General features: G+C 64.0%; 17 protein-coding genes. 5 read left to right on the top strand and 12 right to left on the bottom strand.

Translation table 11 applies throughout. From position 1 onward, the window contains the following. Window positions 1-2: 2 nt before the first annotated feature. The 4 genes from E4Z66_RS04995 to E4Z66_RS04980 form a co-directional block, all read right to left on the bottom strand. Window positions 3-815, bottom strand: a complete 813-nt coding sequence (locus E4Z66_RS04995) for an arginyltransferase (RefSeq protein ID WP_136461836.1) — start codon at window positions 813-815, stop codon at window positions 3-5. Between the two features lie 114 nt (window positions 816-929). Next, complete coding sequence (locus E4Z66_RS04990; RefSeq protein ID WP_136462137.1) at window positions 930-1,373, bottom strand: RDD family protein; 444 nt, start codon at window positions 1,371-1,373, stop codon at window positions 930-932. A gap of 92 nt (window positions 1,374-1,465) precedes the next feature. After that, a complete protein-coding gene (locus tag E4Z66_RS04985; protein WP_136461835.1) occupies window positions 1,466-1,888 on the bottom strand; it encodes a DUF2852 domain-containing protein in 423 nt (140 codons plus the stop codon). Between the two features lie 174 nt (window positions 1,889-2,062). Next, window positions 2,063-2,527, bottom strand: coding sequence for a YbaK/EbsC family protein (locus tag E4Z66_RS04980; RefSeq protein WP_136461834.1), 465 nt, complete (start codon window positions 2,525-2,527; stop codon window positions 2,063-2,065). A 77-nt stretch (window positions 2,528-2,604) separates the two neighbouring features. Between E4Z66_RS04980 and E4Z66_RS04975 the strand changes: the two genes are divergently transcribed. From E4Z66_RS04975 to E4Z66_RS04960, 4 genes are all read left to right on the top strand, one after another. After that, window positions 2,605-5,394, top strand: a complete 2,790-nt coding sequence (locus tag E4Z66_RS04975) for a [protein-PII] uridylyltransferase family protein (protein ID WP_136461833.1) — start codon at window positions 2,605-2,607, stop codon at window positions 5,392-5,394. Further along, entirely contained in the window at window positions 5,387-5,668 is a 282-nt protein-coding gene (locus tag E4Z66_RS04970) for a hypothetical protein (RefSeq protein WP_136461832.1), read from the top strand. The genes E4Z66_RS04975 and E4Z66_RS04970 overlap by 8 nt, the downstream gene beginning before the upstream one ends. Window positions 5,669-5,753: 85 nt before the next feature. Beyond that, window positions 5,754-6,962, top strand: a complete 1,209-nt coding sequence (locus E4Z66_RS04965; protein ID WP_136461831.1) for an RSP_2647 family RNA methyltransferase — start codon at window positions 5,754-5,756, stop codon at window positions 6,960-6,962. Next, window positions 6,959-7,507 (top strand): RSP_2648 family PIN domain-containing protein, encoded by a 549-nt coding sequence (locus E4Z66_RS04960; RefSeq protein WP_136461830.1) that lies wholly within the window; start codon window positions 6,959-6,961, stop codon window positions 7,505-7,507. Before E4Z66_RS04965 ends, E4Z66_RS04960 begins: the two co-directional genes overlap by 4 nt. Window positions 7,508-7,521: 14 nt before the next feature. On the opposite strand, the gene E4Z66_RS04955 is transcribed toward E4Z66_RS04960, so the two are convergent. The 5 genes from E4Z66_RS04955 to E4Z66_RS04935 all read right to left on the bottom strand — a co-directional run bounded on the left by E4Z66_RS04955 (window position 7,522) and on the right by E4Z66_RS04935 (window position 12,200). Beyond that, on the bottom strand, window positions 7,522-8,220 hold the full coding sequence (locus E4Z66_RS04955; protein ID WP_136461829.1) for a M48 family metallopeptidase: 699 nt from the start codon (window positions 8,218-8,220) through the stop codon (window positions 7,522-7,524). 22 nt (window positions 8,221-8,242) lie between these two features. Beyond that, a complete protein-coding gene (locus E4Z66_RS04950; protein WP_136461828.1) occupies window positions 8,243-9,397 on the bottom strand; it encodes a cytochrome P450 in 1,155 nt (384 codons plus the stop codon). Window positions 9,398-9,450: 53 nt separating this feature from the next. Further along, entirely contained in the window at window positions 9,451-10,011 is a 561-nt protein-coding gene (locus E4Z66_RS04945; RefSeq protein ID WP_136461827.1) for a YdcF family protein, read from the bottom strand. A gap of 6 nt (window positions 10,012-10,017) precedes the next feature. Further along, window positions 10,018-11,205: a vWA domain-containing protein gene (locus E4Z66_RS04940; RefSeq protein ID WP_136461826.1), complete on the bottom strand. Its 1,188-nt coding sequence runs from the start codon at window positions 11,203-11,205 to the stop codon at window positions 10,018-10,020. 92 nt (window positions 11,206-11,297) lie between these two features. Continuing rightward, complete coding sequence (locus tag E4Z66_RS04935; RefSeq protein WP_136461825.1) at window positions 11,298-12,200, bottom strand: LysR family transcriptional regulator; 903 nt, start codon at window positions 12,198-12,200, stop codon at window positions 11,298-11,300. Window positions 12,201-12,318: 118 nt separating this feature from the next. On the opposite strand from E4Z66_RS04935, the gene E4Z66_RS04930 reads away from it, so the two are divergent. Next, window positions 12,319-13,059 (top strand): SDR family oxidoreductase, encoded by a 741-nt coding sequence (locus E4Z66_RS04930; RefSeq protein ID WP_136461824.1) that lies wholly within the window; start codon window positions 12,319-12,321, stop codon window positions 13,057-13,059. A gap of 23 nt (window positions 13,060-13,082) precedes the next feature. Here the strand turns inward: E4Z66_RS04930 and E4Z66_RS19590 are convergent, their stop codons facing one another. From E4Z66_RS19590 to E4Z66_RS04920, 3 genes are read right to left on the bottom strand one after another with little or no spacing between them, the layout of a single operon-like run. Then, complete coding sequence (locus tag E4Z66_RS19590; RefSeq protein WP_168797724.1) at window positions 13,083-13,247, bottom strand: hypothetical protein; 165 nt, start codon at window positions 13,245-13,247, stop codon at window positions 13,083-13,085. 31 nt (window positions 13,248-13,278) lie between these two features. After that, entirely contained in the window at window positions 13,279-14,670 is a 1,392-nt protein-coding gene (locus E4Z66_RS04925) for a DUF2927 domain-containing protein (protein WP_136461823.1), read from the bottom strand. After that, entirely contained in the window at window positions 14,670-15,098 is a 429-nt protein-coding gene (locus E4Z66_RS04920) for a GNAT family N-acetyltransferase (RefSeq protein ID WP_246035881.1), read from the bottom strand. The genes E4Z66_RS04925 and E4Z66_RS04920 overlap by 1 nt, the downstream gene beginning before the upstream one ends. Between the last annotated feature and the right edge of the window lie 221 nt (window positions 15,099-15,319).

The following is a 15,319-nucleotide window of genomic DNA, read 5'->3' as shown; positions in this document are numbered from 1 at the left end:
GGTCAGGAGGCCGTGTCGGGCAGTTGGATATTGGCGACCTGCTCGGCAATTGGATCATTGGCCAGCGGGTGGTTTTCGATCTTAAAATTCGCCGGATCGTCCAGCCGCTGCCATGTGCCGCCCAGATAAATCTCCAGCCCCGAAAAGCGCGACTTGTAGCCCATCTTGGCACTGCCCGGCACCCAATAGCCAAGATAGACATAGGGCAACTGCGCTTCTTGCGCGATCTCGATATGGTCGAGGATCATGTAAGTACCCAAGCTGGCATCGGTCTTGGCGGGGTCATAGAACGAATAGACCATGCTCAGACCATCGCTGAGCACATCGGTCAGGCTGACGGCGGTCAGATCGCCGCTTTCCAGATCGGTATATTCGACAACGCGCGACCGGATCGGCGTTTCTTCGATCATGGCGGCGAATTCGAACACATCCATATCCGCCATGCCGCCGCTGGCGTGACGGCTGTCAAGATAGGCGCGGAAGAGTTCATACTGATCTTCGGTCGCCCAGGGCGATGTGGCGCGGCGTTCCAGATGGGCATTGCGCCTGATCGTGCGCCGTTGCGACTTGCCAGGCTTGAAGCGTGACACGTCGATGCGGGCGGACAGGCAGGCAGAACAATCGGCACAGGAGGGACGGTAAAGCACATTCTGGGACCGGCGGAAGCCCTGCTGGCTCAGGCTGTCATTGAGCCGCTGCGCATTCGCCCCTTGCAGCGCAGTGAACAGCTTCCGCTCCATCCGGCCCTCAAGATAGGGGCAGGGTTGCGGCGCTGTCACATAGAATTGTGGCGCAAGAGGAAGCGTGTGACGCATGGTGATCCGGACCTGTTTCGGCGGAGCGTAACAAATAGACCCGCGCAAGGACAAGCGGATACGTCAGCCCCGGTACAGGCTAATATGGACCTGTGAATATTGGGTTCAAGGCGCTTAGCGGCGACGATTCAGCGCGGTCGTTCCCATCACGTGATCGGTCAGGCCCTGCCCATAGGCGGTGGTCATCATCAGCACGATGGAAATGATCTGCAAAATCGGCACAGAAAGCGACACGGTATAGCCGAGCGTGTGCAAAAAGGCGCTGCCAAGGTCCATCCTGCGGCCATCCTGCTGGCGGATCTCAATCGCGGCAAGGCGCATGCCCAGCGTGGCAGAGCCATTGGCCAACGTCACCACGCGATAGGCAAAGCCAAGCAGGAAGAACATGGTGGGGATGAAGAACACGGCCAGAAAGGCGGTGAAGGGCAGCGACACAAGCACCAAGGTCAGGATCAGCAGCGTGTCGATGACCCAAGCCAGAAACCGCTTGGCCGGAACGCTGTCATAGAATTCCGGTTGCGTGATCGGATCGGGAAGCTGGGATGTATAGTCGGACATATAAGCCATGATCGGTTGCTTGAGTGTGTGCCTTGCGTGTTGATCGAAACGGGAGGCGCGCCCCGGCACCGGGCCGGGACACGCGGATCATATCAGCTTTGAGCGGTTTCGGCACGGGCCGCCGCGGCGCGTTCCTCCATGAACTGGTCGAACTCGGATTTGTCCTTCGCCTCGCGCAGGCGCTCAAGGAATTCCTCGAACTTTTCCTGTTCGTCCTCAAGGCGACGCAGCGTGTCGGCCTTGTAGGTGTCGAAGGCGCTGTTCCCGGTGGGGCGCAGATGGGTCATCGCGTGGCCCCGGTGGCGTTTCTGGCGGTGGGTGCAGGATGTTGAAAACATGCGTTTGCTCCAGATCATGTAGAACAGAAGGGCGAGGCCAACCGGCCAGAAGAAGATAAACCCAAGAACCATTGCGGCGATCCATGCGCCTTTGCCCTTATCATCGAGCCAAGCTTCGGTCCTTGAAAACATACCCTGAGAGCGGGCGGTGGTGTGGTTCGTGGCGACGGCGGTCATCTCGGGTCCTTTCTCGCGGTTGTCATGTCCCTTCGTTGAGGGATGTGAATTCCTTTCACATTAGAACAGATGGGGCGCGAGGGCGCACCGCGCAAGGACGGATGTAAATGTTTTTTACATTTTTCGCGCAGGTAGCTGATTTAACGTCAGAAAATACGGAGAAATCTGCGGATTTCAGACGGTGAAATCGGCCTCGACCGCGCCGGAAACCTGCATCAAAAGACCCGGCGCGCAGGAAAATACGTGATGCGGCGTGCCCGCAGCGGCCCAGATATTGCTGAAATCCGCAAGGCGCGGATCGAACCAGGCACGAATGGGATTGAGGTGTCCCAGCGGCGATACACCACCAATGGCAAAGCCGGTCTGGGCGCGGATCAGCGCGGCATCGGCCTTGCCCAGGGGGCCACCGGCGATGGCAGCGGCCTTGCCGGTATCGACTTGATTGCCGCCCGCCGTCAGGAACAGGACGACGCGCCCATCCTCGCCTGCAAAGATGATCGATTTGGCGATCTGGTCCACATCGCAGCCGACCGCATCCGCCGCGTCGCGCGCGGTTCTTGCCAGCGGGGTTTCGCGGATCGTGTCTTCGAGACCCGCATCGATCAGCGCCGCGCGTACACGTTTCAAACTCTTGCTCATGGGCGCAGTGATGGCGCAGCGCGCGCCGATTGCCAAGCCCATTGACCTTGGCGCGGGCAGGGGTCAATCCTGCCGCCATGACCACAAGTTCCCGCCTGACCCTGATGCCGCGCGCCTATCACGCGCAGCGCGGCGCCGAATTGCGGGAGATGTTCCCGCAGCTTGATACCGATTTACGAGACCTGATTGCCGGGGCGGGGGGCAGCGCGCCGTATCTCGCCGGGCTGATACAGGCGGAGGCCGAGTGGCTGACAGAGGCGATTGCGGCCCCCGAGGCGGCGATCGACGCGGTGATGGCCGATATTCCAGAGGCCGATCCGGCGCAGATCGGCAGCGTATTGCGGCGGGGCAAGCGCCGGGTGGCGCTGATGTTGGCGCTGATGGATCTGGGCGGGGTCTGGCCTTTGCACGAGGTTACGGGGCGGCTTACGCGGTTTGCCGCCTTGGCCTGCGACGTGGCCTTGAAGGCGGCACTGGCGCCGCTGTTGCGCCGGGGCAAGGTGCCGGGACAAAGCGAGGATGACCTGCCAAGCGCAGCGGGGATGGTTATTCTGGCGATGGGCAAGATGGGCGCGGGAGAGTTGAATTACTCGTCCGATATCGACCTGATCTGCCTGTTCGATCAGGACCGGTTCGACCCGGACACATATCTTGACGCGCGCAGCGCGTTCGTGAAGGCGACGCGAACCATGTCGCGCACCCTGTCGGACGCCACGGGCGAAGGCTATGTCTTTCGCACGGACCTGCGTCTGCGCCCCGACCCATCGGTCACGCCGGTCTGTCTGGCGATGGAAACGGCGGAAACCTATTACGAAAGCCTTGGCCGCACATGGGAGCGCGCCGCCTATATCAAGGCGCATCCGGTGGCCGGTGATCTGGAGGCGGGGGCGCGCTTTCTTGCCGCGCTCAAACCCTTTGTCTGGCGCAAACATCTCGATTTTGCCGCCATCGAGGACGCGCATAACATGCGGCTCGCCATTCGCGAACATAAGGGGCTGGGCGGGCCGATCACGCTGCCGGGCCACAACATGAAGCTGGGCCGGGGTGGCATCCGCGAGATCGAATTCTACACCCAGACGCGGCAGTTGATTGCCGGGGGGCGCGATCCGTCGCTGCGGGTGCGCGGCACCTGCGAGGGGCTGAAGCAACTGGCACTGGCCGGGTGGGTGCCCGAAGACCTGTCGGCCACGCTGACCGATCACTACATCTTTCACCGCACGGTCGAACACCGGGTGCAGATGGTGCAGGACGCGCAGACCCATAACTTGCCGGCAACGGACGCGGAATTCGACCGATTGGCCTGCATGATGGGGCGCGAGGCTGCTGCGCTGAAATCGGAACTGCGCGCGCGGTTGACCGATGTCCATGCGGCGACGGAAGGCTTCTTCGCCCCCGATACGCCCAGCGAGGACGACGCGACGCCGGAGCTTCTGACAGAAGAGGTCATCTCGCGCTGGACCGGCTATCCGGCGCTGCGCACCGACCGCGCCAGAACCATCCTGTCGCGGCTGCTGCCCGAACTGGAAAACCGCTTGGCCAAGGCCGACCGCCCGCCCGAAGCGCTGCTGGCGCTGGATGGGTTTTTGGCGGGACTGCCTGCCGGCGTGCAACTTTTGTCGCTGTTCGAGGCGAACCCGCAACTGATCGATCTGGTGCTGGATGTGGTGTCGATTTCGTCGGATCTGGCCACCTATCTGTCACGCAACGCACAGGTGCTGGATGCGGTGATCGGCGGGGATTTCTTTGCCGAATGGCCCGGACAGGAAGCGCTTGAGGCGTCGCTTTTGCAGATGCTTGGCCGGTTCGGCGAGGATTACGAGGCGCGGCTGGACGCTGCGCGGCGCTGGCAGAAGGAATGGCATTTCCGCATCGGCGTGCAACTGCTGCGCTCTGTCATCACGGCGCAAGAGGCGGGCGCGCAATATGCCGATCTGGCCCGCGCGGTGGTCCATGTGCTCTGGCCTATCGTGCAACAGGAATTCGCCCGCCGTCATGGGCCCGCGCCGGGCCGGGGGGCAGTGATCCTTGGAATGGGCGCGGTGGGCGCGCGGCAGATGAATTCGCGCTCTGATCTCGACCTGATCGTCATCTACGATGCCGAAGGGCAGGACACGTCCGAAGGCAAGCGCCCGCTGGCCACGCGGCCCTATTTCGCACGTCTGACGCAGGCGATGATCACGGCGATTTCCGCGCCAATGTCGGAAGGCCGTCTCTACGAGGTCGATATGCGTCTGCGCCCTTCGGGCAGTCAGGGGCCGGTGGCGACCAGTTGGAACAGTTTCCGCACCTATCAGCAAACCGAAGCGTGGACGTGGGAGCATCTGGCCCTGACGCGGGCGGATGTCATCGCGGGGCCAGAGGATCTGTCGCAGGATGTGCGCGCCTTCCGCGATGCGCTGCTGTGCGGCACGGCAGACCCGGCAGAGGTCGCCAAGGACGTGGCCCAGATGCGGGCGCGGATCGCCTCGGCCAAGCCGTCCTCTGGCTGGCTGGATGTCAAGGCGGGGCCGGGACGGATGCAGGATATCGACCTCTTCGCGCAAACCGGTGCGCTGCTGACGGGGCAGGGCGCGCGCGCCGGGCTTGCGGGCGGTCTGGCGGAACTGGCACGGCGCGGCGTGCTGGAGGCACCCGAAGACCTGACGCGGCTGCATGACCTTTATTGGACCGTCCTTGTCGGGGGGCGTTTGCTTTCCAGCGCGGTGGCGGATGCCGAAGGGCTGGGCCGCTCTGGCTGCGCTTTGTTGCTGCGTATGACCGGGATGGCGTCGCTGGATGAACTTCGGGCGGCGCTAACAGAGGGGCAGCAGATGGCCGACCGGGTGATATCGGACGGGCTGAACGGTCTGAGAGGCGGCGATGATTGACAAGGGCGATAGCCACGACCCCAAAGGTCTGATCTTTGAATCCTACCGGATCACCGGCATTTTGCCGGAAGAATGCCGCGCGATCTTTCTCGATTGGGCGCTGAGCCTGCCGGTCGATACGGACACTCGCCCCGAGATCGAGGCGCTGCTGACCCGTTATGAACCGCTGCATCCCAGCCACCCGATGACCGAAACACTGCGCGCCGGGCTTGAGGCCGCGGCCAAACCGCGGCGGCGGGGCGGGGCGCGTGGCCGGGACCGCGGCGGCAAGTAGCGGCGGGCCAACTTGCGCGCAGCCGGTGGGCCTTGCGCAAATCGGGGCTTTCCGCAGCGGCCAAGACAGCTTAGGGAACGGCCCCATGAACACGTCCCCAAATTCCCCCGACAAGCCGGTTGTCCGGCTGAAACCCAAGGTCAACGCCCGCGCCCTGCGCCATGGCGCGCCGTGGGTTTTCGACAGCGATATCGTCACGGACCGGCGCACCAAGGCGCTGGCCCCCGGCACCCTGGCCATTCTGGAAGATGCCGAACGCAAGCCGCTTGGGCTGGTGGGGTTCAACCCGGCTTCGCGGATCATGGCGCGGATGCTGGATCGCAATCCGGACGCGGTGCTGGATGCCGATTGGTTCGCCGCGCGGTTCCGCCGGGCGCTTGCCCTGCGCGAGAATTTGTTCGACGCGCCGTTCTATCGCCTGATCCATGCCGAGGCGGATGGCTTTCCCGGCGTGATCATCGACCGGTTCGGCGACACCGCCGTGGTCCAGCCCAACGCCGCTTGGGCCGATACATTGATGGAGCCGCTGGTGCAGGCGCTGCGCGAGGTTACCGGCGTGACCACCGTCATCAAGAACGCCTCGGGCCGGGCGCGCGGGCTGGAAGGTCTGGACGATGAAACCGGGCTGGTCTGCGGTACGCTGCCGGACGCCCCGATCCCGGTGCCAATGAATGGCGCGACCTATATGGCCGATCTGGTGGGCGGACAGAAAACGGGCCTTTTCTATGACCAACGCCCGAACCATGCCTTTGCCGCCGGTTTGGCGCGCGGGGCCGAGGTGCTGGACGTGTTCTCCCATGTGGGCGGCTTTGCGATGGCCGCGTTGGCAGGCGGGGCGACATCGGCGCTGGCGGTCGACGGCTCTGCCGCTGCGCTTGAATTGGCGCAGGCCGGGGCGGCGCAGTCGGGCTTTGCCGATCGTTTCAGCACGCGCTCGGGCGATGCCTTCGATGTGCTGACCAAGCTGGGCGAAGAAGACGCGCGTTTCGATCTGGTGATCTGTGACCCGCCCGCCTTCGCCCCGGCAAAACCTGCGCTGGAGGCGGGGCTGCGCGCCTATGAGCGTGTGGCGCGGCTGTCGGCGGGGCTGGTGCGCGAGGGCGGCTTTCTGGTGCTGTGTTCCTGCTCGCACGCGGCGGGGCTGGACAAGTTCCGCACCGCCTGCGCGCGCGGGATCGGACGCGCCGGGCGCACGGGCCGGTTGATCCATACCGGCTTTGCAGGCCCAGACCATCCGCAGATGCCGCAACTGGCGGAAAGCGGATATCTCAAGGCGTTGTTCTTCGCGCTATGAAGCTGCTTCTGGATGCTTGCGTGATCTATCCCACCGTGATGCGGGAGATGCTGCTGGGCGCGGCAACGCAAGGGTTGTTCCAGCCGCTTTGGTCCGCGCGTATTCTGGAAGAATGGGCGCGGGCGGCGGCCCGCCATGGCCCCGCGCAAGAGGCGCAGGCGCGCGGAGAGATCGCTTTGGTTCGTGCGGCTTTTCCCGGCGCAGAGGTCACCGTCCCACCGGCGCTGGAATCGCGGCTTTGGCTGCCCGATGACAATGACATTCATGTTCTGGCGGCCGCCATCGCCGGTTCGGCGGATCAGATCGTGACGCTCAACCGCAAGGATTTTCCGCGCGGCATTCTGGCAGAGGAAGGTCTGGACCGCATCGACCCCGATACATTGCTGATGCAGTTTCATAGCGATGCGCCGGATCAGGTCGCGCAGGTCGGTCAGAACGTACTGGCAGAGGCCCGCAGGTTATCCGCCGAGGATTGGCAGATGCGCCCGCTGCTTAAGAAAGCGCGGCTGCCGCGTCTGGCCAAGGCCCTGTCCACGCCGGGCTGATCAGGTCGGGCTGATCAGGTCGCGTCCGCCGCGCCGTTCCACTTGTCTTCCAGCTTTTTCAACGCCGCGATGCGCTGGTCGGTCTTGGGGTGGCTCATCAGCCATGCGGGCACCGGACCGGCCTTGGATCGGGTCAGTTCGTCCAGCTTGGAAAACAGCGAAATCTGAGGGGCGACGCCAATCCCGGCCTTGGTCAGCAGCGCCGCTGCATAGGCGTCTGCCTCGAACTCGTCCGAACGGGACAGCCGCGCGGCCAGCAGGGATGTCAGCATATTGGCGATCCAGATGCCGATGCCGGGCAGGATACGGCTTAGCACCATACCAAGGGCCATGCGCATCGCGTTCTGGCCGGAAAAGTCGATCATGCGCCGCCGCGAATGGCCAAGGGCGACATGGCCCAGTTCATGGGCGATCACGCTGGCCATTTCCTCGCCGCTGACTTCGCCATTACGGAACTTGTTGTAAAAGCCCCGCGTGATGAAGATACGCCCATCGGGCGCGGCCAGCCCGTTGACCGGGGCGATTTCGTAGATATGGACCTTGATCCGTGGCAGGTCGAGCGCGCCAGCAAGCCGGTCGCAGATACGGCCAAGCTCCGGGTCGTCCAGCACTGTGGATTGGCTGTCCAGCTCGCGTGCGGTGCGCCAGACCGAAAAACGGTACATGATCAGCCCATAGGCCAGCGCCAGCAGGATCGGTGTAAGTTTCAACATAAGGTGAATATGGGCACGATTGTCAGGGTGTCCAGCGCACTGGCACCCGTACCGGCCCGCGAAAGGCCCAGCCATGCAGCGGAGCATCGCCGTCGATGCGCAGGCCCGGCAGGGCGGCAAAGAGCATCGGCAAGGCGATTTCGGTGATCATGCAGCGCGCCGCAGCCGCCCCGGCGCAAAAATGCGGGCCGGCACCGAAGGGGATGGCCGGGCCGGTGTTACGGGTCAGATCGAAGGTGTCGGGTGCGGTGAAATGCGCCTCGTCCCGCCCGGCAGAGGAGAACATCAGAAAGACGCGCGACTCCGCTTCGATGTCAAAGCCGTTGATCTGAAATTGTTTGGCGGCCCGGCGCGGCGACATGCCGATGGGCGAATGCAGCCGCACATATTCGCCGAACGCATCCGCCCAATCCGCCTTGCCCTGCCGGATGAGGGCAAGCTGGTCCGGATGGTCCAGAAGGGCCAGCGCGGTTCCGGCAATGGCGTCGCGCGGTTCATTCTGACCGCCGGAGATCACCAGTTTTACATTGGCGCGTGTGTTGTCCATGGGCAGCCCGGCCTGCACCTGCACGGCAAGCACCGATTGTTCGGGCGGGGCGGCCACTTGGCGGTCGATATGCGCGTCGATCAGCGCGGTGGCCGCGTGGCAGCGCGCCTCGATCGCCGGATCGCCCGCGTAATTCGCACAGCCGTCGATCATCGCCTGCGACGCGCTGTCCATCTCCTGCGCCGTCATGGTTGTCAGGCCGGTGATCTCGCGCAGCGCATGGGCGGAGACAGGCATCGCGAAATCGCGCACCAGATCGCAGCTGCCGCGCGGCTTCAGGTCGTCCAGAATGGCGCGGGTGGCGGCTTCGAATTTCGGCTTCCAATGCCGGGCCACGGTGCGGGGGCTGAGCGCGGGGAACAGGATCTTGCGTTCGTTTTGATGATCCGCGCCGTCGCGCCTCATCAGGTTCTGGCCCATCAGGACGGTCATCAATCCGCCCGGCTGATCGGAGGAGAGGCAAGCAGTCTGCTTTTCCCAATGGTGAACATCGTCGCGCCGGGTCAGCAGCACCGCCCCCAATTGCGGAACAAAGGTCACGGGGGCGGTTTTGCGCATGGCGGCCAGCGCCGGATAGGGGTCGGCGGCAAATGCGGCAAGGTCGATTTCGGTGACGGGCGCTGTGGTCATAGGCAAAGGGTAAGGCCAGCGCGCCATCGGGGTAAAGGTTCCTTTGTCCCGTATCACGCGCGGGGGGCGCGGGTGGGTTCAGGCCCGCGTTCCGCCACCCCCTGAAGATCGGGATGCGGCGCGGGCAGGGCGCGGGCATAGAGTTTCAGCGCATAGACGGGCAGGGCCGCGCATTCGCGAAGCTGCCCTTTGAGCCGGACCTGCCAGCGCGGCGTCGGGGGCGCGTCATCGGCAGACACGACACGCGCGGCCAGGCCCAGGCGGCGAAATGTCAGCGCACTGCGCAGCCCGTGATAGCCATCGGTGACAACCACCACCTGCGGGCGCGTCAGGGGCCGCAAAAGCGCCGCGCTGTTCACGGCGTTGGTGAGCGTCGTGGTCGAGTAAGGCTCTGGCAGGATCGCGCTTTCTGGCACGCCCGCGCCGATCAGCATATGCTGCATCACCTCGGCCTCGGTCGGTGGATGGGCGCTCGGCCCGCCGGAGGGGATCACCAGATCGAAACCGCCCTCCCGCCAAAGCGCAATCGCTTTATTGACGCGCCGTTCCAATGTCGGACTTGGCCGCCCGCCGGGCCAGACCGCCGCGCCAAGGATGATCAGCGCGCGCGTCATCTGCGGTCACCGGCTCAGCGCGCGCATCCCGCGGCTGAGCCCTTCCAGCGTCATGGGCACCATCGCATCCTTGCCGAAAATCTCTTGGATCATGGTGATGGAATGGGTGTAGTCCCAGTATTTCTCGGGCACCGGGTTGATCCACAGGTGCGATGCCCACTGATCGCGCGCCCGCGCCAACCAGACCGAGCCCGCCTCTTGGTTCCAATGCTCATTCGCGCCGCCCGGATAGGCGATTTCATAGGGGGACATGGAGGCGTCGCCGACGAAGATGCACTTGTAATCGGGCCCATAGGTCCGCAGCACCTCGTGGGTCGGGGTCTGATCGTCCCAGCGGCGGCGATTGTCGCGCCAGACGCCTTCGTAAAGGCAGTTGTGGAAATAGTAATATTCCAGATGCTTGAATTCGGATTTGGCGGCGGAGAATAGCTCTTCCACCACTTTCACATGGGGGTCCATCGATCCGCCCACATCAAGAAACAGGACGACCTTGACCGCATTGCGCCGTTCGGGCCGCGTTTTCACATCCAGATAACCGTGTTCGGCGGTGGCCCGGATTGTGCCATCCAGGTCCAGCTCATCCTGCGCACCATCGCGCGCCCAGCGGCGCAGACGTTTCAGCGCGACCTTGATGTTGCGCGTGCCAAGCTCGACCGTGTCGTCGAGATTCTTGAACTCGCGCTTGTCCCAGACCTTGACCGCGCGCTGGTGCCGGCTTTCCTTCTGGCCGATCCGCACGCCTTCGGGATTGTAGCCATAGGCCCCGAAGGGCGACGTGCCCGCCGTGCCGATCCACTTATTGCCGCCCTGGTGACGCTCTTCCTGCTCTGCCAGCCGCTCGCGCAGGGTTTCCATCAACTTGTCGAAACCGCCAAGCGCCTCGATCTCTTTGCGTTCTTCCTCTGACAGATGCTTTTCGGCCATCTTCTCCAGCCAGTCGGAAGGGATATCCACGGCCTCCAGCACCTGATCGAAGCTGATCTGCTCCAACCCTTCGAAGGCCGCGGCAAATGCGCGGTCGAACTTGTCGATATTGCGCTCGTCCTTCACCATGCTGGTGCGGGCAAGGTAATAGAACGCTTCCACGTCATAGGTGGCCAGCCCGGTCTTCAGCCCTTCGAGAAAGGACAGAAACTCGCGCAGCGACACCGGCACCCCGGATTTGCGCAGATGGTCGAAGAAGGGCAGAAACATGAACGGCACCTTTCGCTTGGCTCACGGGATTTGTAGCCAATCGAAAGGCGCGGGGCCAGTGCTGACGGCGCGGCACAAAATGGCGCGCGTCGTTAGGCCTGCGCGCCGGTGTCTTGGCGCAACGCGCTGTCGGCCCAGTCGACGAAGGCGCGGACACGCGCGGACAGGTGGCGCGCCCGTGGATACAGGATCGAAACCGGCGACGCGGGCGGCGGGGTGTCCCGCAGGACTTCGACGAGGCGGCCGCTTGCAAGATCCTCCGCAGCCGAATAGCGCGGCTTTTGAATAAGCCCCAAACCCAGTCGTCCGCAATGCGCAAGCGTATCGGCCCCGCTTACCGTCACGGGCGCTGGCAAGGACACGGCCTTGACCTGCCCATTGATTACGAATTCCAACGGCAGAACCGCCCCGGTCGCCGTCGATTTGAACCCGACCATTTGATGACCTTCCAGCGCGTCCAGCGTTTCGGGCGTGCCAAAGCGGTCAAGATAGGCGGGCGATGCGCAGGTCACTTCTTCGAGGCTTGCCAGTTTGCGGATGATGAGATCGCTATCGGCTGGCACACCCACACGCAGCACGCAGTCCACGCCCTCGCGAACAAGATCGACGAGGCGGTCTCCCTCGCCGATCTCAATCTCCAGTTCCGGGTAACGCGCGACGAAGTCTGGAAGCGATGGCAATAGAAAGTGCCTTGCAAGAATGCCGTGGACATGGACCCGCAATCTGCCCTTGGGCTGCGCGCCGGAAAAGGCGGCTTCGGCATCTTCGACCTCGGACAGAATGGACAGGCAGCGGCGATAGTATGCCTCGCCGTCCAGCGTCGGGCGGACGACCCGCGTCGTGCGGTGCAGCAAGCTGACACCAAGCCGCGCTTCCAGCCGTTTGATCGCATCTGTCAGTGTCGAGCGGGGCAGGCCCAGATCGCTGGCGACCTTGGTGAAGCTGCGGGCCTCGACGATTCGTGTGAACAGATCCATCGCGTCAAGGCGGTCCATTATATTGTCCGTATGATCCGAATAGTGATGCCAGATTGTAAGTGATTATCTGAACAACGTCCAAGCCTATCTGTGCCGCACGACTGGCACGCCGCCAGCCTTTGACAAGGAATTGGACATGACAGACAGCACACGCAAAACGGCTTTGGTGACGGGCGCATCGCGCGGGATCGGGGCGGCCATCGCTTCGCGCCTCGCAAGGGATGGGTTCAATGTGATCGTGAATTACTCGGGCGACGAAAAGGCAGCGGCCGCCGTGGTCAGCAGGATCGAAGCCGAGGGCGGGCGCGCCATTGCGGCCAAGGCGGATGTGTCCCACGGCGCGGATGTACGGCGCCTGTTCGATCATGCGCACACAGCTTTCGGCGGAATCGACGTTCTGGTGAACAACGCGGGCGTCATGAGATTGGCCCGGATCGGCGACAGCGATGACGCGCTTTTCGACACCCAGGTCGCGGTGAACCTCAAGGGCACGTTCAATACCTTGCGCGAGGCGTCGGCGCGCGTGCGGGACGGCGGGCGCATCATCAACCTGTCAAGCTCAGTCGTGGGACTCGCGCTGGAAACCTATGGTGTCTATGCGGGCCTCAAGGCAGCGATTGAGACGATGACCGTGATCATGGCCAAAGAGATGCGGGGACGTCGGATTACCGTGAATGCGATCGCGCCGGGACCAACGGCGACCGCCCTGTTTCTGGACGGAAAGCCGGACGAGGTCGTTCAGAAACTGTCGCGGATGCCTCCGCTGGAACGCCTTGGCACGCCGGAGGATATCGCCAATGCGGTCGCGTTTCTTGCCGGGCCGGATGGGGCATGGGTCAACGGTCAGACCCTGCGCGCCAATGGCGGTATCGTGTGACGCGCCGCACCGCCAAGGCGGTGTCACATGCTGGTGCGGGCGAGGATCAGGCCAAGAACCAGAAAGACAAGGCCGAAAGCGATGCCGAAGGATGCAGCATATTGCAGGATGTCGGCGAGGTTGCCCTTGCGCCGCCAAGCGGTGAAGGCGCCAATGGCCGCGCCCAGAGCCAGTCCGATCACGAACATGCGTGCCTCTCCTGTTTCGCGGCCACGCCGTTCAGGACCGGGCGCGCGCCTTGAGCGGATTGAGGGCCGAGATTTCGCGCAACTTGGCACGCACGGCCCAATCCGGGCCGAACCCGTAGCGCGCCCAGCCAAGGCTGTCCAGCCTGACGGTACGGGCATGGGCAACCTGTCCGGTGAGTTCCAGCGCCTCCGCACGCAGCAGCAAAAGCGTTGCCAGCAAGGCCGCGTTTTCGTTGCGGGCGGCGGTTTCGATATGCGGTGCGACAAGATGCAGCGCGGTCATGCCATCCCCGTCCGAGATCGCGTGGGCGGCCAGCTGCGTGGCGACATAGGCGCGGTGCAGCTCGGTGCCTGGGGTGCGGGCATAGATCGCGTCGGCCTGCCGGAAATGGGCGCGGGCAGCGACCGGGTCGTTCAACTGTGCCAGCCGTCCGGCGGCGTAGTGGGCGAAGGCGCTGCGATGGTCTTCCCAACCCATTTCATCGGCGATGCGCAAGGCGCGGTTCACGGCGCGGCGTCGCTCTGCCGTGGTGGAGCCTTGCCCCAGCGCATCCTGCACCGCCTGCGAAAAGGCTGGGGGGGTGCGGGCCGAATAACGGGGGGGCAGGCTTTCGCCCTCGGGATTGATCCGCGCAAGGATCGCAGGCAGCCGGGCCGCGACCTGTCCGCGCGTCATGCCAGAGGCCAGCGCCGGGTCGTAATAGGCGCGCAGCACCATCATGTCATAGCCGGTCAGGACGGTGTGCACATTGTCGTCGTTAAAGACGCTGTCGGGCAGGCGATACAGATCGTTGAGCGGGCCAATGGCCTGCGCCAGTTCCTCGTGCAGGCAGTCGCGCACTTCCTGCGGGCTGGCATCGTTGGGCAGGAAGATCGCAAGCCGGTCGCGCGTCGTCAGGCCGGACCAGCTGACCCGCGCGCTGCGGCGAGCGCGTCGGTATTCGCTGAGCGAGGTGACGTTGGGCACCACGAAACAGGCGGCTTGCGGCAGGGCACGGCGAATATCGGCGCGGGTGACGGCCTCGATCGTGATATTGGCCCGCGACGAGGACGTGCGCGAAATCTCGATCCCGGCCTCTGTTTGCAGACGGTAGATCAGCTTTGTCAGATCGGGCGAGAGCGAGGGCGGCGGGTCGCCGGTCACGCGCACGGTGATGGGGTGTTCGAACCGGGTGAACACGGGCAGGTCGCGCCCGGATTCAAGGCGAAAGCTCAACTCGATGAAATCGATGGCCAGATCGCGGTTCGAAATATGCGGCGCGGTGACATGGGGCGCACCGAAGGATTTCATCGGTGGCAGGCCAGAGCCGTTGACCTCTGCCGAGGTGACGCCGCGGGTGGCGGTATCGGCGATGGGCCCCAGCGGTGTCACCGGGGTACAGGCGTTCAGAACCAGCGCCAGCGGCAGAAGGAACTTGCGCATCACGGGGCAGGCCGGTTGTAGCGGACGAAGCCGGAATATTCGCCAACCCGGTCATACAGACGGCGCGCGGTGTGGTTATCTTCCTGGGTCAGCCAATAGACAGAGGGCGCCCCCGCCGCATCGGCTGCCGCATAGACCGCTTCGATCAGCGCGCGTCCAATGCCGGTGCCGCGCACATCCGGGTCGGCGTAGAGGTCTTGCAGATAGCAGACGCGCTCGACCTTCCAGCCATGGGCGTGAAACAGGTAATGGGTTAGGCCGACCAGCTTGCCATCTTGTTCGGCAACCAATCCGTTGAACTGGTTCGGGTCACTGCCAAGAAGACGGGCGAAGGCAAGGTCATACACCTCTGGCGCGACGGTTGCCTTGTAAAAATCGTGATAACCCGCCCAAAGGCGCGCCCATTGCGCGCGGTCGGACTCCCTCAAGGGGCGCACCAAGGGTGCGTCTGTCGATCCTGTCACTTGCCTGCCTCGCCATTTTGGCTGTTGAACGGTCGCGTTGGCCGCAACTCGTCGCTTTTTCGTCTACGAATCAATTGGGGCGAAAATGTGGCGCGGGTCTTGGTTCCGTCACAATTGGGTTTCGGCTGCGGTCGGCAAGCACCGGCGCAAGGGGGCAGGTGGGCTGCGCCCGTTTCCGCCGAAAC

Source organism: Aliishimia ponticola (assembly GCF_004803475.1).
GTDB classification, from domain to species: domain Bacteria; phylum Pseudomonadota; class Alphaproteobacteria; order Rhodobacterales; family Rhodobacteraceae; genus Aliishimia; species Aliishimia ponticola.
Note: the sequence above shows the minus strand (reverse complement) of the source record. Positions and strands in the feature narration are given on the sequence as shown.